19 protein-coding genes are annotated in these 25,855 nt (G+C 45.9%); 13 read left to right on the top strand and 6 right to left on the bottom strand.

Translation table 11 applies throughout. The annotated features are described in order from the left end of the window. Positions 1-285 precede the first annotated feature (285 nt). Entirely contained in the window at positions 286-3,969 is a 3,684-nt protein-coding gene (locus DOM22_RS14355; protein WP_142701041.1) for an ABC transporter transmembrane domain-containing protein, read from the top strand. Positions 3,970-4,125: 156 nt separating this feature from the next. Then, the gene (locus DOM22_RS14350; RefSeq protein ID WP_142701040.1) at positions 4,126-5,049 is read left to right on the top strand and encodes a hypothetical protein; all 924 of its coding nucleotides are present in this window, start codon (positions 4,126-4,128) and stop codon (positions 5,047-5,049) included. A gap of 285 nt (positions 5,050-5,334) precedes the next feature. Here DOM22_RS14350 and DOM22_RS14345 read toward each other — a convergent pair whose 3' ends face one another. After that, the gene (locus tag DOM22_RS14345) at positions 5,335-5,976 is read right to left on the bottom strand and encodes an NAD(P)H-dependent oxidoreductase (RefSeq protein ID WP_142701039.1); all 642 of its coding nucleotides are present in this window, start codon (positions 5,974-5,976) and stop codon (positions 5,335-5,337) included. A 180-nt stretch (positions 5,977-6,156) separates the two neighbouring features. On the opposite strand from DOM22_RS14345, the gene DOM22_RS14340 reads away from it, so the two are divergent. From DOM22_RS14340 to DOM22_RS14320, 5 genes are all read left to right on the top strand, one after another. Beyond that, positions 6,157-6,564: an Rrf2 family transcriptional regulator gene (locus DOM22_RS14340; RefSeq protein WP_142701038.1), complete on the top strand. Its 408-nt coding sequence runs from the start codon at positions 6,157-6,159 to the stop codon at positions 6,562-6,564. A 6-nt stretch (positions 6,565-6,570) separates the two neighbouring features. Next, positions 6,571-6,765, top strand: coding sequence for a DUF5522 domain-containing protein (locus tag DOM22_RS20245; RefSeq protein ID WP_142701037.1), 195 nt, complete (start codon positions 6,571-6,573; stop codon positions 6,763-6,765). A gap of 304 nt (positions 6,766-7,069) precedes the next feature. Further along, positions 7,070-8,710, top strand: a complete 1,641-nt coding sequence (locus DOM22_RS14330; protein ID WP_142701036.1) for a microtubule-binding protein — start codon at positions 7,070-7,072, stop codon at positions 8,708-8,710. 12 nt (positions 8,711-8,722) lie between these two features. Continuing rightward, positions 8,723-9,628, top strand: coding sequence for a hypothetical protein (locus DOM22_RS14325; RefSeq protein ID WP_246845661.1), 906 nt, complete (start codon positions 8,723-8,725; stop codon positions 9,626-9,628). Positions 9,629-9,667: 39 nt separating this feature from the next. Then, positions 9,668-11,992 carry an FHA domain-containing protein gene (locus DOM22_RS14320; protein WP_142701035.1) on the top strand — a complete coding sequence of 775 codons (2,325 nt, stop codon included), beginning with the start codon at positions 9,668-9,670 and terminating at the stop codon, positions 11,990-11,992. A 45-nt stretch (positions 11,993-12,037) separates the two neighbouring features. On the opposite strand, the gene aspT is transcribed toward DOM22_RS14320, so the two are convergent. Then, on the bottom strand, positions 12,038-13,738 hold the full coding sequence (gene aspT / locus DOM22_RS14315; protein ID WP_142701034.1) for an aspartate-alanine antiporter: 1,701 nt from the start codon (positions 13,736-13,738) through the stop codon (positions 12,038-12,040). A gap of 66 nt (positions 13,739-13,804) precedes the next feature. Beyond that, on the bottom strand, positions 13,805-15,301 hold the full coding sequence (locus DOM22_RS14310; protein ID WP_142701033.1) for a methyl-accepting chemotaxis protein: 1,497 nt from the start codon (positions 15,299-15,301) through the stop codon (positions 13,805-13,807). A gap of 216 nt (positions 15,302-15,517) precedes the next feature. Here DOM22_RS14310 and ftsY point away from each other — a divergent pair, with 216 nt between their 5' ends. After that, positions 15,518-16,690: a signal recognition particle-docking protein FtsY gene (gene ftsY, locus DOM22_RS14305; RefSeq protein ID WP_142701032.1), complete on the top strand. Its 1,173-nt coding sequence runs from the start codon at positions 15,518-15,520 to the stop codon at positions 16,688-16,690. Here the strand turns inward: ftsY and DOM22_RS14300 are convergent. Continuing rightward, positions 16,670-17,338: an NAD(P)H-binding protein gene (locus tag DOM22_RS14300; protein ID WP_142702239.1), complete on the bottom strand. Its 669-nt coding sequence runs from the start codon at positions 17,336-17,338 to the stop codon at positions 16,670-16,672. The genes ftsY and DOM22_RS14300 overlap by 21 nt on opposite strands. Positions 17,339-17,363: 25 nt before the next feature. Beyond that, a complete protein-coding gene (locus DOM22_RS14295; protein ID WP_142701031.1) occupies positions 17,364-18,851 on the bottom strand; it encodes a L,D-transpeptidase in 1,488 nt (495 codons plus the stop codon). A 126-nt stretch (positions 18,852-18,977) separates the two neighbouring features. Between DOM22_RS14295 and DOM22_RS14290 the strand changes: the two genes are divergently transcribed. Next, entirely contained in the window at positions 18,978-20,705 is a 1,728-nt protein-coding gene (locus tag DOM22_RS14290; protein ID WP_142701030.1) for a hypothetical protein, read from the top strand. A gap of 121 nt (positions 20,706-20,826) precedes the next feature. Here the strand turns inward: DOM22_RS14290 and DOM22_RS14285 are convergent, their stop codons facing one another. Further along, positions 20,827-21,741, bottom strand: coding sequence for an HNH endonuclease (locus tag DOM22_RS14285; RefSeq protein WP_168196665.1), 915 nt, complete (start codon positions 21,739-21,741; stop codon positions 20,827-20,829). Between the two features lie 634 nt (positions 21,742-22,375). Between DOM22_RS14285 and DOM22_RS14280 the strand changes: the two genes are divergently transcribed. The 4 genes from DOM22_RS14280 to DOM22_RS14265 all read left to right on the top strand — a co-directional run bounded on the left by DOM22_RS14280 (position 22,376) and on the right by DOM22_RS14265 (position 25,846). Next, positions 22,376-24,169: a murein L,D-transpeptidase gene (locus tag DOM22_RS14280; protein WP_168196664.1), complete on the top strand. Its 1,794-nt coding sequence runs from the start codon at positions 22,376-22,378 to the stop codon at positions 24,167-24,169. A gap of 61 nt (positions 24,170-24,230) precedes the next feature. Then, a complete protein-coding gene (locus DOM22_RS14275; RefSeq protein ID WP_246845660.1) occupies positions 24,231-24,839 on the top strand; it encodes a hypothetical protein in 609 nt (202 codons plus the stop codon). 107 nt (positions 24,840-24,946) lie between these two features. Beyond that, positions 24,947-25,255: a cell division protein ZapA gene (locus DOM22_RS14270; RefSeq protein WP_142701027.1), complete on the top strand. Its 309-nt coding sequence runs from the start codon at positions 24,947-24,949 to the stop codon at positions 25,253-25,255. A gap of 27 nt (positions 25,256-25,282) precedes the next feature. Further along, positions 25,283-25,846: a 5-formyltetrahydrofolate cyclo-ligase gene (locus DOM22_RS14265; protein ID WP_246845659.1), complete on the top strand. Its 564-nt coding sequence runs from the start codon at positions 25,283-25,285 to the stop codon at positions 25,844-25,846. Positions 25,847-25,855: the final 9 nt, after the last annotated feature.

Raw genomic sequence — 25,855 nt, 5'->3', positions numbered from 1 at the left:
TAAAATATCAATACTGATTTTAAAATATTAAAAATTTAAGGCAAAACAGAATGATAACGGCAACTTAGCAAATTCCTTTCATCCGGAGCTGGACAAGCTAAACAGCTTTCGCTAGGCTTAGTGCATCTCACAAAAGAGAGGAGGCAACCATGTTCTTATTTGATCAAAGTTCATCGCAAGGCCTTCTCCTGTCCCAGTTCTAGCAGTCGTAACAAAACCCAGTTCGATTATTAGCATTTAAAAATTAGATTTCAGGTTCCCATAGGAACAGTTACGGATTCGTTCATGAATTTTTTTAGACGTTTATTATTCAGTCAGGCTTCACCGTTAGTGAAGCTGGCTAAAACCAAATACCTTGAGGAAAGCGACTTGCTGCCTTTGCCGGGACACTTGCATCCAAAAAATGCCGGAGCTCAGGGGAAGGCACTGATGTGGGATTCGCCTCGTGCGCTCTTGTTCTCTTCAGTTGTCGCTCTTCGCAAATACACTTACCCCGCGTATGCTTGGTATTTTATGTCTTCGTTGTTTGCTCTGTTTTCTCCGGTCCTGGTGAATCGCTTCATCGGATTGGTGTCAGCTGGACTAACTCAAGAGACTTTGGTGCCAGCCATGGTTTATGGCGTGCTTTTGGGCTTTTGCGGATTTATCTCGGGCCTGGCGATGCAGCACTATTTCTTTAACTCTCTGCAAGCCCATCAAGTGATGATGAATTTGATGAATGAAAGAATTTTTCTGCACAGCTTAAACTTAAGTCAAAGTGCCAGACAAAAAAATCAGGTTGGTGACATCGTCAACTACATGAGTTCTGACAGCGAGAACGTTGCTGATTTTAACTCGGTGGTGGGTGACTGGTTCTCGAATGTGATGTTGATCATCGGAGTGGTGACGATGCTGTTCTATTATATAGGATGGTCGGCGTTTGCTGCTTTAGCCGTGCTTTTGACTTTAGCTCCTTTAACAAATTATGTGGCTAAGAAGTTCACACATCTGGATGAAGAGATGATGCTTCACCGTGACCGTCGCGTGACGTTGATGACGCAAGCGATGAACGCGATTCGTGTGGTGAAGTTTTTCGCTTGGGAAAAAAGTGTTGCGAAAGAAGTGACCGAGGTTCGCGAGAAGGAGCTTTTAGCCCGCCGTCGTATGGCCAAAGCAGAAGTCGTTTCCAGCGTAGGTTACCTGGGAGTCTCTTCGATTGTGTTATTCGTGGCCTTAGCGATGCATGCTTGGCGTGGTGAAACATTAAATGCCGCTTTGATCTTTACCTGTATTTCTTTGTTCGGTCTGTTGGAAGGTCCTTTCGGGGATATTTCACGCATGATTTCACGGACGACGAATGCCTTCGTCGGCGCACGACGTTTGCTAGCGTACTTCCAAGCGTCGCAAGTGTCTTTGGAACTTAATGAGCGAGTTGATGCAAGGCAAGCCGTAGGTATTAGCTTTGATCACTTGAATGTGCGACACGAGGGAGCAGCGGCCAATGTTTTGTCAGACGTTTCAGTGGAAATTCCCGCCGGTTCTTCCCTGGCCATTGTCGGTGCCGTCGGGACGGGGAAAAGTACACTGCTATTGAGTGTCTTGGGGGAGCTAGCTCCCACCCAAGGTCACATCCGCTTTATTCCTGAATCTCAAGGACGCCCTCGCATGGCTTACGTTCCCCAGGAAGCCTACATTGTGAATGGTTCTTTGTTGGAAAATTTGAAATTTGGGGAGGAAGCCACCGACAGTGATATTGAAAAGTCATTGTATTTAAGCTGTCTGCAAAGAGATTTGCAGGAATGGTCAGGTGGTCTGCGTACGGAAATTGGTGAAAAAGGTGTGAATCTTTCTGGCGGCCAAAAGCAGCGTTTGGCATTGGCGCGGGCATTTTTGCGCAAACCTCAAGTCGTGCTCTTGGATGATCCTTTGTCTGCAGTAGATGGAAGTACCGAAGACTTACTGTGTGAGCGATTGCTTTTCGGTGAGTGGAAAAACACCACTCGTATCGTGGCGACACATCGCTTGGAGCATTTAAAGAGCTTTGACCAGATCCTTTTTGTTCAAGAAGGAAAAGTCGCCGCCGTCGGAACCTATGAGGAACTTTTGAAGACCTCAGTGTCTTTCAAAAGTTTCTATCAAGAGCATGCAAAATCTCAAGGCGAAGGCAGTGAACACGAAAAGGCCGCGCATGAAGCCGCTGCGGCAATGACTGTTGTGAAAACAGATGCCACTCGTGTGACTGAAGATGAAGATCGCGAAGTGGGTGCAGTGAAAAGCACCGTCTATTGGGATTACGTCAGCTCTTTAGGTGGCGACAATAGGAAATGGAAGCCGTGGATTCTGGCGCTTTTAGGAGTGGGGACGGTTTCTGCGAGCCTTTTTCCATTGGCGCAGAAATCGTGGCTTTCTTATTTCACCGATCATCAGTCGGTGATGACGCCTCTGTTTGCGATTGGCATATATGGACTGCTAGGTATCGTGGTTTTGGGTGGCAGTTTAATGAATCACTTGTTCTGGCTGGATCGTGGGATCAAGGCAGGTAAAGACATGCATAACAAAATGCTAGCCAGTGTTTTGCGCGCGCCGATTCGCTTTTTTGACTCGACTCCGGTGGGACGCATTCTGCAAAGATTTTCCCGCGACGTGGAGTCCGTGGATATTTACCTGCAGTGGAGTTTCGACTCGGCTCTTCATTGTGCCATGCAAGTGGTGATTTCGATTTTATTAATCGTCACGTTGATGCCGGCGATGATTGTCGTCATTGTTCCAGTGATGATGATCTACTATGTCGCACAAAGAGACTATCGTCGCCCTGCGCGCGAAGCAAAGCGCATGGACAGTGTGGCGCGCTCGCCGCGATTCGCCCATTTCAAAGAGAGCTTGCAGGGGCTGGTGGTGATCCGCAGCTTTAATAAAACGAATTGGTTTGCAGAAAACTTTTATCAAAAGCTCGCTCACAGCAATCGCATGTTTTATTCGCACTATGTGATCAATCGTTGGTTTTCGTCACGAATTCCTATGATCGGCGGAATGATTTCCATGGCCACAGCTATCGGAGTCAGTCTGTCGGCGTATTATCGCGTGATTGATGCTGGTACTGCGGGCCTGGTGACGCTGTATTCATTGTCCTTCTGGGGATACTTGAATTGGGGTGTGCGTGTGTTCTCTGATATGGAATCGCGCATGACATCGATTGAGCGCTTAAAGTATTTTTCAAATCTTCCTGCTGAAATTTCTGTAATGCGTGCTCCGCTGGAACCCGTTCGTGAAACGTGGCCGGAAAAAGGCGCCATCAAAGTGGAAGGGTTGAAAGCTCGCTATGCGGCTCACCTGCCGCTGGTCTTAAAAGGTATTTCCTTTGAGGTAGCCCCCGGCAGTCGTGTGGGTATTATCGGGCGTACAGGTTCTGGAAAGAGCACGTTCTTCCAATCTCTATTCCGCTTTATCGAAGCCGAAGAGGGTTCGATCCAAATCGACGGAATCGATATTGCCACGGTGGAGCTTGAAAAATTGCGTCGCAGTCTTGCGATCATTCCGCAGGATCCGACTTTGTTTATGGGTACGATTCGTAGCAATCTTGATCGCTATGAGGAATACACGGACGAGGAGGTCATCCGCGCTCTTCAGCATGCATCGATGTGGGATTTCGTGCAGACGATGCCATTGCAGTTGCAAGCAATTGTGAGCGAAGGTGGGGCGAACCTAAGCCAAGGGCAAAGACAGCTTTTGTGTTTGGCTAGAGCACTCTTAACCGAAGCGAAAGTCATCGTAATGGATGAAGCAACCGCAAGCGTCGACGTGCAGACGGATGCCCTCGTGCAAAAGGTGATTCGCACCTCATTTAAGGGAGTGACGATGCTCATCATCGCCCATCGCTTGGGCACAGTCGCCGACTGCGATCAAATTGTTGAAATCGCCGCGGGTGAAGTGAAGTCGGTAAGAAAACCTTCCGAGCTCAGCAAAGAAGAAATCGAAGAAAGTATTGTCTAAGAAAAAGGCTCCCGAGAGGGGGCCTTTTTTATGGAGTCAGAGGGGGTGGGGTTTCCCTGCGGCGTCACCTGTTTACCTTATGTACACCCAAGGTCTCTTCAATTGAGCCCTAATCGTTTTTAGAGTGGTGAACTTCTTGCTTCTTAGGTTCCCGATATGAAAAGTTCGATCACAATCTCCAAAATTCTTTTGGCCTCGTTGGCATTTCTGACAGTCAGTCAGGCTCATGCCGTTAAGTACATGTGCACTCATGTCTTTGAAACCAAGTATGACAGCGATGCGAACTTAGCTCCGCAGTCTGAAGCCTATGCGAAATTTATCGCGCAACATGTGAATTCCAAAAAGGTTTTGGACGCTATGGCTCGCTATCAAAAGCTTATGGGCTTTGAGACCATTGATCAAAAGTCGCAATCTTTGGATTTAGTAAAAGTTCGTTTTGCAAAGCTTAGCCCCGAACAAAAGCGCGAAATGATGCAGCTGGTGTTTGAGAACTATAACGATGTGAAGCTTTTAAAGTATTCAAAAGACGGCCCAGTAAAGTTCTTTAAGCGCCATTTGGATGTGATGGTTTCTGAATATTCTAATGTGCGTACATGGTTCAAATACATGATGGTCGAGCGCCAGGCCCCACTTGAGAAAACCTTCGACCTTTATTTTAAACACATCTCTGAATTAACAGATTCGCCGATCGCCATCGAAGGTGCGGACGTGTTGCTAACAGCCATGCGTTTGCAGGAAAAATTTCTGGTACAAGGAAAAGGGCAGGCGCCGATCGTTCTTTACGGCAGTTTCGTGAATGGCAAAGCCTATGAAAAAACCAGCGATCTTGATTTCGCAGTGATGGACGCAAAACTTGAAACTGCGATCCGTGAAACAGATACTTTGAAGCTTTTGGAAGAGTTCCGCTTTTCCGACGCCCAAGCGCACGTGATCAAACCAAAAGATGCTTTGGGTTTAGGCTACTTGAATCCAGTGGTTGTGATCGTGAAAGAAAAATACATCGAAGTTCGAGTCTATGGCAGCGGCCCTGAAAAAGCCCACCAAAAAGGCCAAATCCCTTTCGACGTCTATTACTTCTAATTCATAGAATTCAAAACAGACAAAGCTCCACAAGGTGTCCGATTCCCTGTGGAGCTTTGCATGTCTTAGGCCTGCTCCCCACGGTTAATAGAGTTCAGGCCTACAACTGATTAAACGGTCAAAAAGATTCAACCGCGAGGTGGAGGCACTTCCCGCAGCGGAGGCGTACTTACCAGTATTTCGGAGCGAGGAAAGCACCGACAACGAAGTGGGTGGATCTTTTTCACCGTATAATAAAAAGAAAAAGCCCGCTCCGGAGGAAGGGAGCGAGCTTTCAGGACAGGTCTACTTCACGTATTCAATCAGTGCTTCGTCAGCAAAGCGGACCTTTTTAAGATTTTGAAATGAATCTTCAGAGTGACGGTATCCCAATGTTACGGTAGCAACAGATTTCCATCCGGTGCCTTCGAGCTTTAGGATGCGGTCATAATCTGAAGCACTGAAGCCTTCCATCGGAGTGGCATCAATTTTCAGAAGGGCTGCAGTTTCCAGTAAAAAACCCATGGCGATATAGGCTTGGCGTTGAGACCAAACTCTGATTTTTTCCTCCGGGGCTTTGACCAGATTATTAATTAACATGTCTTTTAAACCCTGCAGAGACTCCAAGCTCGCACCGCGAACTTCAGCAATGCGCTCCAGGTACTTTTGTACAAAAGCCTCATCCATCACGTCTTTATATAAGAAGACGATTTGATGGCTGGCATCTGTGATCTGCGTTTGTCCCCATGAAACAGGTTTTAACTCTTCACGGACCTTAGGGTTTTCGATTACCAGGAATTTCCAAGGTTGCACTCCATAAGAAGAGGGGGCGAGTTTTAAGGATTCCAACAATGTATTGAAGTCCTTATCAGAGATTTTTTTAGTCGGGTCGAACTTTTTAACTGCATAACGCCACTCAAGAGCTTCTTGGATTTGATTATTTGCCATTTCTGGGACTCCTTTTAAATGTAACCGATACAAGCACAATATGAACCCGATTGGCTTTAAATGCAACAGTAAAACGCACATTTAAACTGACTATTCCTCAAATGATTGAAAATAGGGGTGTTTTGGAGGCAAAAAATGCTTCTCGTTGTTTAATTTTGCGTCATGGGCTATAATGATCCCATGCTTGATCAAAGATTTTCTGTATCAGTTCATATCATGACGGTTCTTAGTTACCACCAAGGTGAGCTCATGACCTCTGAAGTATTGGCATCAAGCATTCGTACAAATCCCACGGTCATTCGTCGTTTGCTTGCAAAACTTGTGGAAGCTGGTTTGGTTGAAAGCTTTAAGGGCAAAGCAGGTGGAGTGCGTTTGAATCAACAGCGCAAAGATATCACTCTTAAAGATATCTACATGGCCGTATCAGGCAAACCTTTGTTGAATACGCCAGATAAAGAGCCACTGAAGCAATGTGCAGTTTCCTGCGCGATGAAAAAAATCATGTGCGATGTGACTGCAGGTCTCGAGAATCACTCGATGGCTTACCTGAGTAAAATCAAACTCGCTGAGCTCACACAAAAAGTTTAAGTCCCGGTGAGTGAATCAAAAGAACAACAAGAAATCGAAAGACTTCATGAGCAGGCTTGCTCAGAGGGAAAACTTTTTTATATCGATCCTAAAACGGGCTATCAAGTCTTCACCGAACTGAACCACTTAAAGCGTGGTCATTGCTGTAACTCCGGTTGCAGACATTGCCCTTACAAAAGAGAAAAGACACATAATAAATAGTGATACCTGATACACATCAGGGGCTTTGCAAAATACAAATTCGCTCCAGAAACTTACACCTGTGAGAAAATGTTCAAGGAAACGCGCATAAACTGTTGAAACGAATGAACTGTTGGCAGTCTCATGTCTCCTAGACTAACGTGAATAAACATTAAACGAAATTTCGAACATTCGTGTCCTAGACTCAGTTGGTGGAATACAAATTGACGTTTTTAACTCAATAAAGGTCGGGATTTCCATAAATGATACACCCACTCGGATTTAGTCCCTGCTAAGCTTTTAGCTGCAGTGGGGTGTGTTTGTTATGTCGTTTAATTATGAAAAACACAAGGGTGGCCATTCTGAGGATAGCTTCTGGACATCGTATTCAGACTTATTCTTAGGACTTAGTACGATCTTTCTACTTCTATATGTCGTAGCAAGTTTAAGAACCGGAACTGACGCTCTTAGAGGACAAATTGAAAATCAAAAGCTTACGATGCAAGTCGAAGAGCTTCAGCATCAACTCAATATGTATGAGTCGGTGAAGAACGACTATTTGGCAAACCAGGCGCCGAAGGACGAAGCGCAGGAATACCAGGAGTTGATGGATAAGCTCACGCTTCTTCAAGAAGACGCCAAGTCTGAAAAGGACAAGTTGGTGCAGCAAGCTTTGGAAAACGATAAAAAAGCCAAAGCACTTAATAAATATCAACAGATGGTTCGTAACGTGATGAATGCCAATAAAATGGCCAAAGCGAAAATCATCAATCGCGATGACTTGATTAAAGATCAAGACGTCACAATCGATGATCAAGAAAATCAAATTACAGATTTGAACAAAGATATCGCCCAAAAGAAGCAGTTGATTGCCCAGGGTGAGCAGCAAATTGCTGCGACGGAAGACAAGTTGCAAAAGCGTGTTGCTGAGTTGAAGTGGGCATACAAAGCCAACAAATTGAACAAAGCAAAGTTTGAAAAACAAATGGCGCAGGCAAAAGCTGATGCGAATTCTCACATTGCTCGTTTGAGCAATGCGAACGCTCAATATAATGCTCAGTTACAGGAAGCCAACGCTCAATTAGGTCAAACACAAAGCGATCTTAATAAAACTAAAGGTTTGCTGGCTCAGAAAGAGGGCGAAGCCCGTGGCCTTCAAGGTCAGTTGGGTGAAGTTAAAGGCAAATTGGGTGCCGTTAATAGCGAACTTATGAATACCAAAGGGGCTTTGGCGCAAACAAGTGGACAACTTGAAGCTGCCAAAGGTGAACTGGGTCAAGCAAAAGGCCAGTTGGGACATCTTCAAGGGCAAGTGGGTAATCTTAAAGGTGAGCTTGGAAACTTGAAGGGCAAACTTGGCGAAACAGAAGGTCAGTTGGCGCAAGCACGTGCAGAAATTGAAGCGCGTAAATCCGTGGCTAATGAAATCAGCAAAGGATTCGCCAAGGCGGGTATCAAAGCTGAAATTGATGGTCAAACCGGGGACGTCGTTTTGGATTTCGGTCAACAATACTTCGATAACGACTCTGATAGATTGAAGCGTGAGATGAAAGGTGTGATCGAAAAGGCCATGCCGATTTACTCACGTTCTTTGTTCGGCAATCCGAAAATCTCCGACAAAGTGTCTGCAGTGGAGATCGTGGGATTCGCGTCTCCGACTTATCAAGGTCGTTTCATCGACCCTAAGAGTAATAATCCGGCAGACAAAGAAGCATTGAAATATAATATGGACCTTTCGTACCGTCGTGCGAAGTCGATCTTTAACTATATGTTGGATGATCAGAACGTAAAGTTCGATCATCAAAAGCAGTTGATGTCGTTAATGAAGGTCTCAGGACGAAGCTTCCTGGAAGTCATGAAAGTTCAGAACCGTGGCGTTGCTACGGCGGCTGAATTCTGTAAGCAAAATGACTGTAAAAAAGCTCAGCGGGTTATCATCCGCTTCTCAATGGATCAAAAGAAATAAAAGGGGTGGGACGTGAATAAGGCTGCTATAGCTCAATATTTTATCCTGGGGCTGCCATATGCGATGGCCGCGGTATTCGTGCTGGGATTGTTTTTCCGTTCGGTGATTTACTTTACGGTACGTCGTCATGAATGGTTTGCCATTGAATTTGAAAAACGTGTGAATCGTTATATGCACGCAGAAGTTCCAGGCAAAGTGAAAGACGTTTCTTTCTATGTGCTTTCAAAACGCATGTTAGAGAGAACTTATTATGAAATCTTTGAAGTACGTGATCGTATGAAACGTCGTAAGCCGGATTCAGTGATGGCTATCAGCGATCGTATTTTCTTGATCCGCCAGGGGTGTGCTTGGTTGGTAAAAGATATTTTGAAGCAATTGAAGTTCTTGAAGTGGACTGAAGAGACGCCAAAGTTGATCAACATCACAAAAGCGACCTTCCAGCACAATCCATGCTTCAATCGTATTTTTGGTATCTTACCAATGTCCAGTACGAACGACCTTATTAGCCTTCTTCCGGGTCTTTTTGTTATCGGCGGTATCCTCGGGACTTTCATCGGGATTGCCGGTGGTCTACAGGAGCTCGGTACGATGAACATGCAGGACCTTGAGGGAACTAAAAACATCATGGACCGCTTCCTTCACGAGATTTCCTTCGCAATGGGGACTTCTATCGCAGGTATCGTGTTCTCATTGGCATCTCATATCTCAAATACGATGTTCAACCCAGACCGTTCATATGTTTCTATGGTAGATCGCTTCGAAAGTGCCCTTGATCAATTGTGGTATCGTGCCGATAACAATAATTATCCGGATCACGAAAAACCATTTGATGAACACCGAGATGCTGTTGAGGCTTTGGCTGAAGATGCTCTAAACAACGAGATCAACAAAGCACCATCAGTCGCGCGGGGGGCTTAGTCCTAAGAAAAAGGGGACTCAGCCAGGAGCTAGGCGAGTTTGACAAAGTTTACGGTAACCATCCACAGGAAGGATCAAGCAATCACCAAAGAGGTGATGAAGGATTCCTTTACCATTGGTAGATCCTTGGATTGTGACCTGTCTTTAAATGACACCCACGTCAGCCGTGTGCATCTAGTCGTCAGTCGCCGTTGGAATCAAATCTTTATCGAAGATAAGAACTCCTCCAACGGCACCTTCTTAAACGGCAATAAAATGGTTCAAGGTACACCCGTTAATATCACGAGCAGCGATAAGCTGCAGCTGGGGCGTTCTGAATTCATTCTAGTATTCGATCTCGAAACCGATGAAGTCGCAGCCCCCATGCCCGAACTCGAACCTGAACCAGAACCGGTTCCGGCGCAAGATGTTCCAGTGGCGCGTAAACAAGAGGCGAATCCTTTATCGCCGTCTTTGTCTGTACCCAAGATTCCGAAAAAGTTAGATTACGAAGAAAAGACCGGTCACGAAGATACGATCGCAATGCCGGCACCAAGTCAGGCTCCTTTCCAAGCAGAAAAGATTCTCCACGATGCCAAACGTGCAGCTGCACAAATCGTATTGGAAGGGGAGAAGCAGGCTGAAAAGCGCACTCAGGCCATTTATCAAAAAGCCCGTGATGCCCAGGCTCAAGCTGAAATCTTTCACCAAACTCGAATCGCAGAGGCACATAAAGAAGCTGATGCGATTTTGGCGGACTACCAACGTCAAGGCCATCAGCTTTTGCATGATGCCCGTAATATGGCGCAAGAACTTCGTGAAGAAGTTGACGTGTATGTACAATCACTTCGTCAAAAGGCAAAAGCCGACGCCGAGGACATAATCTCTGAGGCCACCTTGGCGGCAGAGAAGATGAAGACGGAAGCTTTAGAGCAAGCTCGTCAAACCGCGCAGAATGAAAATGCGGCGACGATTAAAGACGCTAAAGATGAAGCTGTTCGCATCATCGAATTTGCCCGTATGCAAGCGCAGCAAACCCATGATCAACTGGTTACGGTTAAAGAAGATCTTTTGAAAAATTCCAGCGCCCTTGCGGTGATCAAAGAGGATTTAGAAACGGCCCGTACCGCGTTGGCGAAAACTTTGGCGGATACCACAGAACTTAAACAGACTTCTGAAGCTGAATACGAGCGCAGAAAACAAGCGGCGGAGGTAGAATACCTTTCCCGTAAAGAAGCGGCAGAGCGTGAGTTCACTGAACTGCGTGAAAAATCCACGGCTGAACTGCGTAAGCTTGAAGAAAATATCGATATTGACCGTCAGACCTTGGATTCTTTGAAGTCCTCGATTGATGATCACACGAAACGCAGTGCTGCCACAGAGGAAGCTCTTAAAAAACTTCAACACAAACAGGCCAACCTGCAGATTGAAATTTCCGACGTGGAAAACAAGAAAAATCACTTGTTCAAAGAATTCGATGCACAGAAGATTTTCTTGAATGAAAAATTAGAAAAAGAAAAATCCCAAATGGCTCGCAGTGAAGAGGAGCGTTTGGAAGAAATGCGTCTGGAAATGTCCCAGCGCCTGGCGAAAATGGAACAGGACCTCGTAGAAGATGTCATGAACAAGAAAGCCAGCATGATCCGCGACATCCATATTGCCGTGGAAAAAGAAGTCGTTCAGCTGGTGGAAGTGAACGAATGGAATAAGATCAAACAAAAAGTCCAAGACCAAATTCAGGAAGCTGTGGAAGGTCGTGTGTCGTCGATTTCTCAAAGCTCTGCGACTCAGGCAAAACCTGCGGATATCGTTAAAAAACGTAAGAACGAAAAAGTCCGTTGGGCTTCGATGGGTCTGGCGGCTGGTATCGTGATCGTTTTCGCTGGAGAGATTGCTTTGGACCGTGTTCGTAAGGATTCAAATCCAATGGGCACTAGGGCCCAACAGGAAGCTGCCGCTCGCGCAGCGGATTTAGAGCGCCGTCGTTTCAATCCTCCGCAAGTGGACGAGATGAAGGATTCCTATACGGATGCTGTGATTTACACGCGTAATTTTACGGCGACCTATGGGGATAATGAATTCCAGCAGAAGTTCTACAAAGCGGCTTCCCAGTACTTGCTAAAAACATGGCGAATCGATGAAGACAAATCCCTTCAGGTCTTGGCGGCTGCCAATGCGACAGTGAAGGAGCTTCAAGAGCGTCGTAATAAAATTCATCCAGACTTTATCAAAGACGGCATCGATAAAATGCGCGCCTTTGAAAAAGAAAATGTCACTCGTATGAAAGACATCTTGGGCTCAGAAGTTCGTTTGGAATCGTTCAAACGTTTTGAGAAGAACTTTTATAAAGAGCAGTACGATCTTCGCGCAATGGCGCAGCAGTAATTCAATTCATTGAGCGATACCTGGCAAAGCATTCCTGCAAACATTTTATTGCCACAGTCTGGAAACAGCCACAATGACGGGGCCCCACAAGGTTAACAGAATATTGCCGATCGCATAGGGAAGCGTAAAGGAAAGAGCTAAGATTTTGCTTTCGGAAGCGTCTTGTAGGGCATTCAGCGAGGGCATCGCGGTTTGGGCGCCACCTAAGGATGCTAAAGTCAGTGCCGGATTTTGTTTAAGGATATAGTGACCCATTAAGAATCCCAGAATAGGGCCAACTAAAGTGCTAATGGCTCCTGCGAAAAGAATTTTTGCCACCATCATAACTCCACCAGCTTTAATTGCATCCACGGCATTGGGACCCGCTTTTAAACCCACGACTGCGATAAAAACGATCAATCCGATGTCGATCAAAAGTTTCTGTGCGGGTTCAGGAATCCGGCCGACCTTAGGAAATCGTCGTTGCGCCCAACCAGCTATTAAACCGACAACCAAAATCGAACCACTGGAACCCAAGCCCAATGGGATGTCTCCGACATGAAAAGATAACAGTCCCAGCACCGTGCCCAAGCACACGCAGAATGCCAAGAAAGCTAAGTCGGACTTATGAGGATCCGATTCAGCAAAACCGATGATTTTGGTCGCACGATCCAAGTTTTCTGTGGAGCCCATCAGATATAGGATGTCTCCGTGATGCAATTCCAATTTTGGAAGTAGAGGCATTTCGGTGGGACCGCGCAGAATTTTTTTAAGGAAGAGTCCCCGACCTTGTTTGGCGACTTCAGAAAGTGTTTTACCGACGATTTCTTTGTTTGCGACAAAGATTTGTCGCTCAGAGTGATCGACGGAAAGCATTTCGTTGCTGTCGATTTCGGGACCGATTTTTTCAACTCCTTGAATGAAACCGGGGCGCCATCCGGCAATGGTAATGATGTCTCCCAGATTTAAAATCAATTCAGGTGCGACGGTCTGCAGATTTCCGCCGCGTTGAACTTTCTCAATATAAACTCGGTTGGCGACAAACTGGGTTTCGATATCTTTGACGGATTTTCCTATAAAGTCCGTCGAAGTCACCACATAGGCGCGCAGGGTTTCTTTATTGGCGATCTTAAAGAAACTCTCACTGTCATCCGAGCTGCCTGTGCGCATGGCCTCTTCCAGATCAGCACTTTCCTTTTTTAAATCAATTTTAAAAATAGCGGGCAGGATCACCACCAATAATAGAATCAAACCAATATCACCGAAAACATAAGTCATGGCATCAGCGACGGGAACGTTCGATGACAGACGATCTTTTTCAGCCGGTCCAATATTCAATTCATGAATGGCACTGATCCCGGTACCGAGTGCCGCGGACTGAGTCAAACTTCCCGAGAGAAGTCCTGCAGAGGTTCCCGTATCAAAACGCATTGCCCACGCACAGCCAATGACGGCTAAAAGTCCACCGATATTCACCGTAACCGAGATGATAATTTGCGGCAGGGCAGATTTTTTAAGACTGGAAAAGAACTGCGGGCCGACTGAGTAACCGATCGCAAATAAAAACAGATCAAAGAAAGCCCAGCGAACCACTTCGGGAATGTCAGGGACATAGGCCACGCCAACAACGAGTCCCGTAAGCAGAGTTCCGACGACGGAACCCAAGGAGAAATGACCGATTTTAATTTTACCGATCAAGTGCCCAATGAACATCGAAAAGAAGATCGTGATCTCCGGATGGTCATGAATTAGCTGTGGTATGTCCATAGCTAAATTCTAGATAGTTTGTAGGGGGCTGGCCAAACTCGCGGGGTAGGGCTGTCGAAAAGCAGCCTAAGCTGCTTTTCGACTTTCGGCTCTATGACCAGGAACGCCTTGGGCTCTACGACCTAAGACGATGATGTTTAAATGGGCCACGTCATTTTCCACGTCTGTGGCTTGGTTTTGAATCTCTGTCGATGTGCTGGCAATTTGCTCGGCCGACGCAGCATTGTTTTGCGACGATTGATCCAGGTCAGACATCGCCTTATTTATTTGTTGCAAACCAGTTGCTTGTTGAGAGCTGGCTTCGGCAATTTCGGTGTTGATGTCGGCAACCTTTTTAACTGAATTTACGATCTCGCTCAGCACCACTCCGGATTTATCTGCGATCTGGGTTCCTGAATCGATTTTATGAACGCTTTCTTTGATCAGGTTAGAAATTTCTTTTGCTGCAGAGGCGGATCTTTGTGCCAGACCCCGAACAGCGTCAGCAACGACAGCGAATCCTTTACCTTGTTCTCCGGCGCGCGCGGCTTCAACAGCAGCATTTAACGCCAAAAGATTTGTCTGGAAGGCGATATCGTCAATAACAGTTGTAATTTCCTCGATGCGTTTTGAGGATTGCGAGATGTCCTTCATCGAGGTGATCAGAAGTTGCACTTCCTTTTCGCCACGCTCTGCAGACTGATATGATATTTGGGAAAGTTGTGCTGCCTGGCGGGCATTGTTTGAGTTCATCTGAACCATCGAGTTCATTTCCTCAAGGGAGGCCACAGTTTCTTCCAGCGAGGCGGCAGCAGAGGTTGCCGAGTGAGACAAAGTCACACCAGCTTTAGAAAGCTGCTCAATGGATTCGCGCACCTGTTGACCAGTTTTAGTCAGATCGGTCGATACCGAAGAAACTTGTTTTACTATATATTCCGACATTAAAAACGTTATCAGAAATAAAATGGCCGTCGAAATAATGGACGTCCAAATGTTCGCGCTCTTTAGTTCGGCATAATCTTTCGTTGTCTTCACACTTTGTTCGTGGCCGTAGTTATTATAATACCCAACAACTTTATCGCAGTAGGCTGCAATCATTGTTCCGATTTCCAGATAGCGGTGATCCATCGTATAGGTGGCAGCGGCTAAAGACTCTGGCGTTCCTTTTTTTATGTTTTCCGCTATGCTCTTAAAGACTTGATCGTACTCCGGAAGCACGGATTGGATTTTTGGGTACTCTTCTTTTTCAAATCCCACCATGGGGACTTTTGCATAAGACGAAAAGTTTTTTACCAGAATATTGTATTCGGCTGTGGCCTTTTCAATTCCTGCCATACGGGCTTTTTCATCCGCGGCATGAACGATGGAAGACCAGAACCATTGACGTGAGGCATTTCGCGCCTTTCGTATTTCAGCCATGGTTTCAATGGTTGGAAGAACGTTTATAGTCAGTTCAGAAATCGATGCGTTCATGCGTTCGGCGCGATTCAAGCTAAGATAGGCCTGAACCACAGAGCCGAAGACCGGCAGTATCGCCAGGAAAAGCAATTTGCCGCGGATCCCAGACCAAAACTTTCTAAACATGGTGTCCTCCAATGTGAGGAACTCATCGGTGTGGAGTCAGAGACGGTTGATAAAACATGGCCTCTTTTTAACAAATACTTAACAAAACTAGGCCATGGTCGGCTTCCTAGTTGCGCTGCAATGCATTAGAAAGTAACGCTCAGGGCTAAGGGCTAGATGGGTTCACTCCGCCTGAAATGTGAGTTAGAAAAACGGCACTTATTCTAAGGAGAAGAAATGTCACCAGGACATGAACAACAAATTGAAGTTCTCTTCGGCATTGCCGCCGTTCTTTTCACGGTCATCTTTGGAGTGATTTTCTTTAGTTTCTGGAAGCGCGTGCGTTCCGAACAAAAAGCTGAAGCTAAAACGGAAGCGCTTACTCACGAAGTAAAACGTGAAATGCCGACGATGGCAGTTGAAGAACCTGTTCTGGCTCACTTGGATTCTACGGGTCAGATCGTGTCTGATTTGCCAGCTGTCGATTTGGCTGATGCTCTTAAAAAAACGGAAGAAAATCTTTTCGGTCGCATTCGCAATCTGTTTAAATCGGGTGATGCGAATCAGCACCTCGATGATATCGAAGAAATTCTTTATACCAGCGATTTGGGCCCGGTGACGGTGCAACGTCTGATGGGTGCTTTGCATGAAAAGCTTTCCCGCAAAGAACGCGCGGATTACGACACAGTTCGTGATTCTCTGAAGGAAGAAATCAAAAACATTTTTGCTGCTTCTCATTCAGCGGCTCCGACGACAGGTATCTTGTCTAAGATTCAATTCGCAACCAGTGGTCCAACGGTTTTGATGATCGTGGGTGTGAATGGTGCGGGTAAAACGACTTCCATTGGTAAAATCTCGGCGCAATTGGCGGCAGAGGGCAAAAAAGTTTTGGTGGCTGCGGGCGATACATTCCGTGCGGCCGCTGGAGGTCAGTTGAAAGTTTGGACAGACCGTGCGCAAGTGGAAATCTACTCGCCAGAAGGTGTGACAGATCCAAGTGCCGTGGCCTTCGATGCAGTTGCCAAAGGTAAAGCGCAAAACTATGACGTGGTGATCGTGGATACCGCAGGTCGTTTGCATACGCAGGCGAATTTGATGGAAGAGATCAAAAAAATGAAACGTGTGATGACGAAGGTTATTCCAGAAGCACCTCACGAGACATTGATCGTTCTGGATGCGAACTCGGGTCAAAATGCGTTGATGCAAGCCAAAGAGTTCCATAAATCTTTGGAGCTAACAGGTGCCGTATTGACGAAAATGGACGGCACCGCAAAAGGTGGCGTCGCTGTCGGCCTTGCTCAAGAATTGCAGATTCCAATTAAGTTGATTGGTGTCGGCGAGCGTATTCAGGATTTGCGCACGTTCTCGGCACAGGAGTTCGTGGACTCTTTATTCCAAGCCCACGTCTGATTTGATCGAGTCTGACATTCTTTGAATTTCGTCAGACTCGTAAATGAATTGTCCCTGATTAAAATTCAAAGCCGCCAGAGCCATTGCCTTTGCAACATCTTTTGCAGCAATGGCTTTGTATTTTTTAAGCGACCCAATCAATAAAGCATTCATCACCGGACTTAGTTTTTGTGCGAGTACTTCGCCGGTACGGTGTTCTTTGCGCTCTCCCAATAGCAGGGACGGGCGGAAGATTTCAATCTGCGGGATATTGAGCTTACGAAGATCGCGCTCCATTTCGCCTTTTACGCGGTTATAAAACACCGAAGATTCAGCATTCGCTCCCATGGCAGAGATCACCAGAAACTTTTGCGCTTGGGCTTTCTCGGCGATTTTTGCGAAATCCATCACATAGTCATAATCTACTTTGCGGAAGGCATCCTGTGATCCCGCCACTTTAATGGTGGTTCCCAGGCAGCAAATGAACGTATGAGCCTTAAGAGAGGCTGCAGACGTCGCCAGTTTATCAAAGTCTAAAACAATGTTTTCGATTTTCGCTGGAAAGCGACCCAAAGGCTTGCGGGTCAAAACTGTGACGTGGCCTACGTGTTCAATACTCCCCAAAAGCAAAAGGAGCTCGTTACCTACGAGCCCCGTTGCGCCTGTCATGCAAATGTCAGTGGGAAAATTCATCTTAGTAGATGATGTTGGGCGGGAAGTGGTAGCCAGTTGCTTTCAAGCTTTCAGGAACTGAAGTTCTGAAATCAAGAAGTCCGCTGACTTTAACTTTACCTTTAACTGCCTGCGCATTTGGATGCTGGTAATCGATGAAACGACCCTCATCCACCAGGAAGTAACCACGGAAGTTTGTTGGTTCTTTAGATTTACCAGAGTCAATACGGTAACGGTCCCCGGATTTACCAGAGCTCGCTGAATTTTTATAGTTCAACTGAGCTGCCGTTGGATAGCGGTCCACCATGTAGCTACCTTGTTCAAGGAAGTTTTGACCTTGGATCACTGGGATGTTTTTTGTGATGATGTTTGTCGCGTCAGCACTTAAGCCACCAGATTTTTGCGCACCATCAGTCAACAGAATGTAATCCCAACGTGCTGGGTTGTTATAAACGTCTTTGTAACGGCTTAGTGGAATCACTGTGTCGTCAGAAAGGATTGTTTGGCGCTCACGAGTCGATTCACGAGCATAAACACGGTAAATGTCTGTGCCCACAGGCAAGATTTCACGAAGGTAAGCGATCGCGCGATTTTCCAAGCGAGTGCAACCATGAGAACCCGGGTTTGAGAACATGTTCATGAAGAAACCACGAGTGATGTCGATAGCGTCAGAGCCGTCTACACCCCAACCAATAGTTCCGTGCATCCATTGGCTGTTCACACCGTTCACATCGTCAGAAGGTGAAAGCTTCGCCGCATACCAACCAAAAGCACCGTAAACAGTGTCTTTGCCATTTTGCTTCGTCAACCATTTGCGAGAACCGATCACGCGAGACGAGTTGGAAGAGATTGGTTTAGGAATAGATTTAAGATCCTGACCCGCAGTGTACCAGCTTGGGTAAGTTTGCATGCCGTCAGAGTAGAATTTAACCCATGAAGAGATGCGCGCGTGGCCCAACCAGGTCATGTAGGCATAACGATCTGATTTTGTACCTTCTTCGTTGCGGCCCACAACCATATCAGTTTCCATTACAAGTTTGTGAGGGCAGCCTGGGTAAGTTACGCAACGCTCGTAAACACGAGTTTTCTCGGTCGCTACGTTCTGAATCACAAAGTACTTCAAAACCGGAGCTTCATAAACTTTGTCAGACAAGTAGTCTTTCGAAACGAACAATTGAGGCGCGACGTCGCTTGGAACAGATTTCGATTTGATCAATTTGATTTGAACAAGGGGAGTGCCTTCGCCCAAAGCATTTACCAAAACGACTTCGTCATTCATGGAAAGTTGACCCACGATATTGTCAGAAGACGATGTATTGTTGGAGCTGCGAAGATTCAAGTTATCAGCAGCGATGAAATAAGTTTTTCCAACAACCAATTGGTTTTTCGCCACGGCCATAATTTGCGCCTGTGCGAAAGATTGTGATGCTGTAAATGCATTCAGCGTCAAAGTGGCAACTAGCATGCAGAATGCTGTGTTCACACGACTTTTACCAATAAACTTCATCATGGATTGTTCCCCCGAGATCAATTGCATAAATTACAAAATCGAGTCGTCGTATATCACAAAGTGGATTGTGGGCGACTAAAAAATTCGAATTTGTAAAAGTGCCCCGCGGCACGAACTGGAGGTTTCATGAAATGGATTTTGGGCCTTGGTGCGATGTTTTTTATGTCTGCGATGAGTCAAGCGCAGTGGAGTCCTTACGCTACCCGGGATTGGAGAGTAACGAAAACTCAGTGGTCAACACAGGACGAAGAGGGATTCTCGAACTTTATCGCGCGCATAGGTGCTGCCGTCGAGAATCGCCAGTGTGACACCGTCAAAGGATGTCTGACTAGTAATGCAAATCCGTACTATTCTTCGGACCCCTCAGGTCTCGCGTACTATGCGGATTGCGCGGATCTTCCATATTATCTGCGCTCTTATTACGCGTGGAAAAATGCGTTGCCGATGTCTGTTGCAAGCAGAGTCAACGCTCGCCCTGTGGCGGGAAATAACGGTGACATTCGGTACACACCTTTTGGAAATTACGTGACGGGGCGTTTCGATGTGGTTGCGGGAAATGGTCGAAATCGTAAAGCCTTTATCTATAACATTGAAGATTTCGATTATGGATTTGGGATTTTGGCCTCGCGCTATCCAAATGCAGTTTCATTGTTGAACGGAACCATCACGAATACGACTTTGTCGGCGACGTTTCGTATGATGGGAACCGAGGACGGTAATATGTTCTCTGATTTCTATCCGGTGAAGCTGACTCGGTTCAGTATTCGCCCAGGTACTGTTATCTATGATCCAAATGGTCACGTGGCGGTCGTTTATAAAGTGACGACGGACGGGCAGATTTATTATATCGATTCCCATCCTGACAATACTTTGACATCGGGCATGTACAATCCAAAATTCGAGCGCAGCAATCCTTATCAAGGTGCTGGCTTTAAAAATTTCCGTCCTTTGACTTTGACGGGGGCAAAAAAAGATTCCAGCGGAGCCTATATCGGTGGACGAGTGTTGGGAGCTAAGAACAACACATTGCCATACTACAGCTTAGAGCAATTCTATGGAAACCGTCCTGATCCTGATGGACAGTGGTCAAAGGGGCAATTCATCTATAATGGTCGCGCGGTGGATTACTATGAATACCTGCGGATCATGCTGGCGAACGGTGAATTGCGTATCGATCCGTTGCAAGACATGCAAAGCATGGTGGCTGACCTGTGCGTGAATTTAAAAGATCGTGTGCAAGCGGTCGACGTGGCTTTGCGTTCGGGCGTGCAAAATAAACCTCATCCGGACCGTCTTCCACAAAATATTTTCGGTACAACAGGGGAGTGGGAACAGTTCGCTTCGCCATCCCGTGATGCGCGCCTGAAAGTTTCGTTCATGAACTTGCTCGCACAAACTCGCAGCATGGTTCAACGCTATCAGGTGGGTGATCCAACGATCGTGTATCGCGGAAATAATCTGCGAGGCGATTTGCTAGCGATTTACAATCGCGATGCAGGTGCATGTCAGTTCTCATATACAAACAGTCGCGGCCAAGCTGTGACCATGAATTTAGAACAAGCTCGCCAAAGAGTCTTCGACATGAGCTTCGACCCCTACCACTGCGCAGAGTTGCGCTGGGGAGCTAAATCATCGTCAGAGTTAGCATCCTGCCCCGACAACCAAAACAAACGCGCCTGGTACAACGCCGAACGCTGGCTGCGCAATCAGTACGAGCGTACTTACGACACCCGCATGGATTACTCGCTGGGCGAGTTAACCGGTCCAAAACCAGGAGTCGGCATCGCCAATCCCCCTGACGTGGACATCGTTCGTTTCTTACAAACGGGCACTCGTCGTCTATCCGCGTACTAAGTTCTTATTCACTGCCGCAGACGTAATAACCCTGCGGCAGACTATTTTTAAACGACGCACTTCCGCCAAGTTTTGCGTTTTCCGCAATCACCCTTTCTTCTGTCTGTCTGTCTGTCTGTCTCTATGACGAATATTTGACACCGTTCTCTTTTCTGTATTTGAGCCTATTGTGACCAGCACAAAGTATCTGCAAATTCTCCAACTGATGATTGCCTCCAGCCCAACGACTTTGCTTGTGATCGACTTGTGGAAGCCATTTGCTTTCGCAACGTCGGCCAGTATCCGGATCAATATATTGGCAGCACTGCTGCTGATGTCTTAATTGCTTTACATTCTTAAGTGCCGGTGTCTTTCTTGCCGCCACGGTGGCGGTAGAAATGCCATCAGAAGTAGAGCTTTTCCGGTTTTGGTTTTTAAACCCCGTTTTCTGACGGATGACCTTTTCCGAAAGGTATGCCAAAAACTGACCCAAATCCTGGGTCGTCACCGCATGCGACAAAAGCTCCTGGGCGTATTTGATTTTTTCAAAAGCTTCTTTGGAAAGTGTAAACTCAACTCGAACACTTTCATCAGCCTGAACTTTTTGTTGAGCAGACTGCACCACAGGCAATTCAAAAAATGCTGCCACTTTAAATTGAGATTCCGAATGGCTCTTTCCGCAAAGATCTTCAAATACCTGAAGTTTTTGTTCTGCAGTGACTTTGACGGATTGATTTTTTAAGATTTCGCGCGCAGCTCTTTGCACCAAGGAAATTTGATTAAATTTCAATTCACCACTTTGTATCTTGTCAGCGACAGCAGGAATTTCGCGAATCAAGCGGGTCGCATCGATGCGGCGTTGTGCGCTTCCTTCAGAATATCCGATGCCCTTTACTAAATAGTCAAAAAGGCTGCCAAATCCCAGCTCCAAATAAGTTTTGCGAGAATCAATTTCTTTAATCGTTAAAAGCACTTCATGCAAAAGATGTCGCTCTCGCTGAGCCAAAGTTTTAATTCTTTCATCAAGCTCAATCTCACTAAGAAACTTCAAATTCACACAAACCTCCCGAATTTGAAAGCAACATACCACAAGGTTTTTCAAAGCATTTTCAGCGGCGTAAACAACACGGCGCGAATTCTCTCATAAAACGCGTTGGAGGCTCTTCCTCGAGATAAAACTAAAAAATCATTTATTAGAAAATTCAAACACCATTCGAGACACAAGGGGAATCGTAGAGATTCAAATTTTCCGTCAATAATTTATTTAAAATTGACGCATTAATCTTTGGAAATAGATCCGGAAATTCATAGTCACAATTAGCAGAATTTTCTAGCAAATTGAAGTAGCGCGAGAACAGCAATTTGAGAGCACGATCACGGTGAGAAATAAGAGGATGATTGTGACTGGATTAGGATGAGGATTACCGCGAAAAAACGCGATGAATTGTCGACGCATTTTTTTTGAAGCGAGTGATATTTTACCGCCACGGTGGCGGTAAACAAGGATTCTATCTGAGGAATATGCCGACGCGCCGGGAAGGGTCAAGCCCCACGTCTCAGAATGAGACAGTCACGTCAGGTGTCACTGGCTGACAGTATTTGTTACCTCCGGCCATATGCGAGCCCATAGCGAATATAACCCCGCTCGGGTGGCACAGAAGTTGGAAGTTACTGATATGAGTGAGGTTCCTATGAAAATGAAAGATTTTATCAGCAGCAACGAAGTCCTACTGATCATCATCGGCATCTTTTTGCTGTTTCCGTTGTTCAGTAATGCACAAGCGCTGGTGCCTGACGCTCAATCCTCACAGATGACCCGATTGATTCAGGATGCTGTCAGCAATCCGGCAGCCGCGAACTATCAGGTTTTGTTGAATACAAAGAAATTGAATGAGTTTTATAGTTTCGTAAAAATTGACAAAGACACCAAGCAAAGAATGAATGAGCCTTATCAGCCGGTGTGGATCGATATGAATTCGCTTCAGCCTAATGCTAAGGGTGTGGCTCTTAGAAAATTGCTACAGGAAGCGCCTGCTCATGGTCTTTGGGATGTCTATTGGGCTCATGTCTGGGACCCGATTTTTGAGGGTAGCAATGTGAGCGTGCAGGAGTTGGCTGAGCTTGATGTTAAAATGTCGGAGGCTTATTTAAGATATGCCCATCACATCTACAAAGGCAGATTTAACCCAAAGGAATTTGATCCAAATATCGAAATGGCCCAAGTTGAAATGAAGGACTTTATGTTGCGATTGAAATTGGTCGCCAGAGGTCCCGCAAAACTGCTCATTGAAGAAACTGAGAAACTTCACCCAGTTATTCCCGAATATCGACATTTGAAATTGGCGTTGGCAAATCTTCGAGGTCTTGCAAATAAATCCTGGAAGGTCATCAAGCCTGCGGGGAAAGAGCTTTCAAAAGGGATTCAGGACGCTGCCGTTGCTGATGTTAAGGAAAGATTGAGTCAACTGGGTTACCGTATTTCGAATCAGTCCCCGGTGTTTGATGATGAGCTTGATAAAAACCTTAGAGCGTTTCAATTGAACAGCGGTTTGAAAGTCGATGGAAAAATCGGCGCGAACTTTTCGAAGGTGTTGAATCACTTAAATGTGCCACTGGAGCAAAGAATCAAACAGATTGAACTGAATATGGAAAGATACCGCTGGATTCCACGCAAAATGGATACACGTTATATTTTCGTGAATGTCGCCATGACAAAGTTCAATTTACGCGATGATAGTCTTTGGTCAGAAAAAGAGAAAAAATGGGCTCCGGAAGCCGTGAAATTGCAATTCAGGACAATCAATGGCCGTGATGTTAGAAAAACTCCTTTAATGATTCGTAGAATCTCTCGTGTCGAGTTTAATCCGACCTGGACGGTGCCTTCATCGATCGCTATCAAGGATAAGCTTCCGATTCTTCAAAAGGATCCGACTTACCTGGATAAGCACAAAATGTATTTGCTGCAGGCAGAATACAAGAACGGTAAAATCGTAAATTACGTCCCTGCTCAAAATCCTGATTGGACTAAAATTACCGAAGTGGACTTGCAAAGTGCCCGCTATATTATCGTGCAAAAACAAGGTTACGATAATGCCTTGGGCGTGGTTAAGTTCCCACTGGATGGAAACAGCTTTAGCATTTACCTGCATGATACAAATGAAAGAGATCTATTTAATGATGAGAACCGCCATGCGAGTTCTGGTTGCGTAAGACTGCAAAGACCCTTGGATCTTGCTGCTTACTTACTAAAAGATAAACCTGGATACTCCATGGACGAAATTCTGAAAATCGTACCGTCACAGACAGAGTCTGAGTCTCGCGCAACGAAAGTCGTTTCACTTGCGAAACCGATCACAGTGTATTTGCACTATTTGACTGTTTTCGCCAAGAGTAACGGAGAAGTAGGTTTCGCTGATGATGATTACGGTCAGGATCCCATCTTGCTGGACGCCTTAAACAGCCCGGCGAACAACTCAAGTTTTTAATCCGACCTCACCGGAATGAAATAAAATTGGCTCAAAACAAATTCTATGCTTCGATAAAGGGATGAAAAGCTTCGTCCCTTTTATTTTTCTCGCACCGTTGGTCGCCAGCGCTCAGCCGAATACTAAAATGCCGCCTCCAACCGCGACGCCGGTTTCGGTGTCGTACGAAAATGTGCTGAAGTGTTTCCCAGAACTTAAAGATGACAGTTTGGCGTTCAAAGTTAATTTGACGAAGCTTAAGGAGCTGGCGGATGAGAAGTTCGTGACGGTTCGCTCGCAGTTGCGTCAAAGAAAAGTGAACTATCTGGATGCGGACAAACAAGAGTTTAATCTGATCTTAAAAAATGAAACCACCTCGATCAAAAAGCCAAAGATTGAGCTGACGGTTCAAAAGGTGCAGGCAGATGGGGTGCTTACAGATATAGCACTCACGAAAAATCAACGCACCAACCCTAAGCAGGAGATTATCAACGGTTTCCTCTTAAACTCCACGATCAGAAGTGACATCTACTCCTATCTTGACACGAAGCTAAATGGAGTGAGCTCTACTTACAAACGCAATTTCCACGAGGTGACGGAGTTCAATCTCGAGGGGTCGGCGCGAAAGCGCAGCCTGTCTTGCAGTAGCGAGTCTGAGCTGGGGATTATTTGCACTTGCACTAAGAAATAATTGGTTGAATACCGCTTCTCGTTACAGCTATACTTTTTAGTGTTGTTCTAGGATTTTTCTAGAGTTTTAAAAGGTTTAGCCCATTAGCGATTGAAAGAGGAGACACGGTGACTGCTGAGAAAAAGAACTTTAATTTCCTCATTGCAGGAGTCCCGTACAAACTTAGATCCTCACACGACGATGCCACAGTTCAGGAACTCGTCGACTTTGTTAATAACAAAATGAATCAAGCAATGGCCGTTACGAAAAACGGTTCCTTCCAGAATGCCGCTGTGTTGACAGCGATGAATCTCGCGGAAGAACTCATCCTTTTGAAAAGAAAAGCGCAGCGTGAACTCGATAAGCTCGAGGAAAAAACGATGCAGCTATCTTTGGAACTTGAAAACTCCAAGAACAACAAGGTTTTGAACAACTAACTTTGATGTAACTCTCTTGGAGTGCCCATGCCCTCTTGGAGCTCTAAACAGGAATGTCGTTCCTTTTATAAATCTCTTTGCGCCCAAGAGTTTGCGCAAGGTCTTGTTCAAAACCAGCAGCAGTTGAATGTATTTCTGCAGGACTTTATGTCTAAGCAGAACGGATGTTGGGGTGCCTATCGCGCCCTCGCTCAAGAAGCCAGCGTGGATGAGATTTTTCAAATCCACGATATCGACTGGGCGTTTCCCCGTACAAAAGGAAACGAACTTGAGTTTTGTTTTGCATCAGGTTTCAGCCAGGGCGCCTTTGGCGTTTTGGAGCCTGATCCCAACTCCGCTATCATAGATCTCAATGGCATTCACGGCCTGCTGATTCCCGGATTAGTTTTTAATAAGAATGGCAACCGCCTTGGTAAGGGCAAAGGTTTTTATGACAAAACCCTTGCTCACTTTAAAGGAATCAAGGTGGGGGTTTGTTTTGATTTTCAAATTTCAGAACAGACACTACCCATGGAAGCCCACGACGAAAAGATGGATTACATCATCACGGAGTCGGGTTTGATCGTTTGCCAGCAGTACGAGCTTCACTAGAGCTTGAGG

This window comes from Bdellovibrio sp. ZAP7, assembly GCF_006874645.1.
Lineage (GTDB): Bacteria > Bdellovibrionota > Bdellovibrionia > Bdellovibrionales > Bdellovibrionaceae > Bdellovibrio.
The sequence above is the reverse complement of the archived record's forward strand: the minus strand, read 5'-3'. Positions and strand labels throughout refer to the sequence as shown.

Bases quoted from the DNA above. Each gene is read 5' to 3' on its own strand.
- DOM22_RS14340 (WP_142701038.1), top strand. From the start codon at position 6,157: ATGCTTGATCAAAGATTTTCTGTATCAGTTCATATCATGACGGTTCTT.
- DOM22_RS14265 (WP_246845659.1), top strand. From the start codon at position 25,283: ATGCCCTCTTGGAGCTCTAAACAGGAATGTCGTTCCTTTTATAAATCT.
- DOM22_RS14345 (WP_142701039.1), bottom strand. From the start codon at position 5,976: ATGGCAAATAATCAAATCCAAGAAGCTCTTGAGTGGCGTTATGCAGTT.
- DOM22_RS14355 (WP_142701041.1), top strand. From the start codon at position 286: ATGAATTTTTTTAGACGTTTATTATTCAGTCAGGCTTCACCGTTAGTG.
- DOM22_RS14290 (WP_142701030.1), top strand. From the start codon at position 18,978: ATGAAATGGATTTTGGGCCTTGGTGCGATGTTTTTTATGTCTGCGATG.
- aspT (WP_142701034.1), bottom strand. From the start codon at position 13,738: ATGGACATACCACAGCTAATTCATGACCATCCGGAGATCACGATCTTC.
- DOM22_RS14295 (WP_142701031.1), bottom strand. From the start codon at position 18,851: ATGATGAAGTTTATTGGTAAAAGTCGTGTGAACACAGCATTCTGCATG.
- DOM22_RS14330 (WP_142701036.1), top strand. From the start codon at position 7,070: ATGTCGTTTAATTATGAAAAACACAAGGGTGGCCATTCTGAGGATAGC.
- DOM22_RS14350 (WP_142701040.1), top strand. From the start codon at position 4,126: ATGAAAAGTTCGATCACAATCTCCAAAATTCTTTTGGCCTCGTTGGCA.
- DOM22_RS14280 (WP_168196664.1), top strand. From the start codon at position 22,376: ATGAAAATGAAAGATTTTATCAGCAGCAACGAAGTCCTACTGATCATC.
- DOM22_RS14310 (WP_142701033.1), bottom strand. From the start codon at position 15,301: ATGTTTAGAAAGTTTTGGTCTGGGATCCGCGGCAAATTGCTTTTCCTG.
- DOM22_RS14275 (WP_246845660.1), top strand. From the start codon at position 24,231: ATGAAAAGCTTCGTCCCTTTTATTTTTCTCGCACCGTTGGTCGCCAGC.
- ftsY (WP_142701032.1), top strand. From the start codon at position 15,518: ATGTCACCAGGACATGAACAACAAATTGAAGTTCTCTTCGGCATTGCC.
- DOM22_RS14300 (WP_142702239.1), bottom strand. From the start codon at position 17,338: ATGACAGGCGCAACGGGGCTCGTAGGTAACGAGCTCCTTTTGCTTTTG.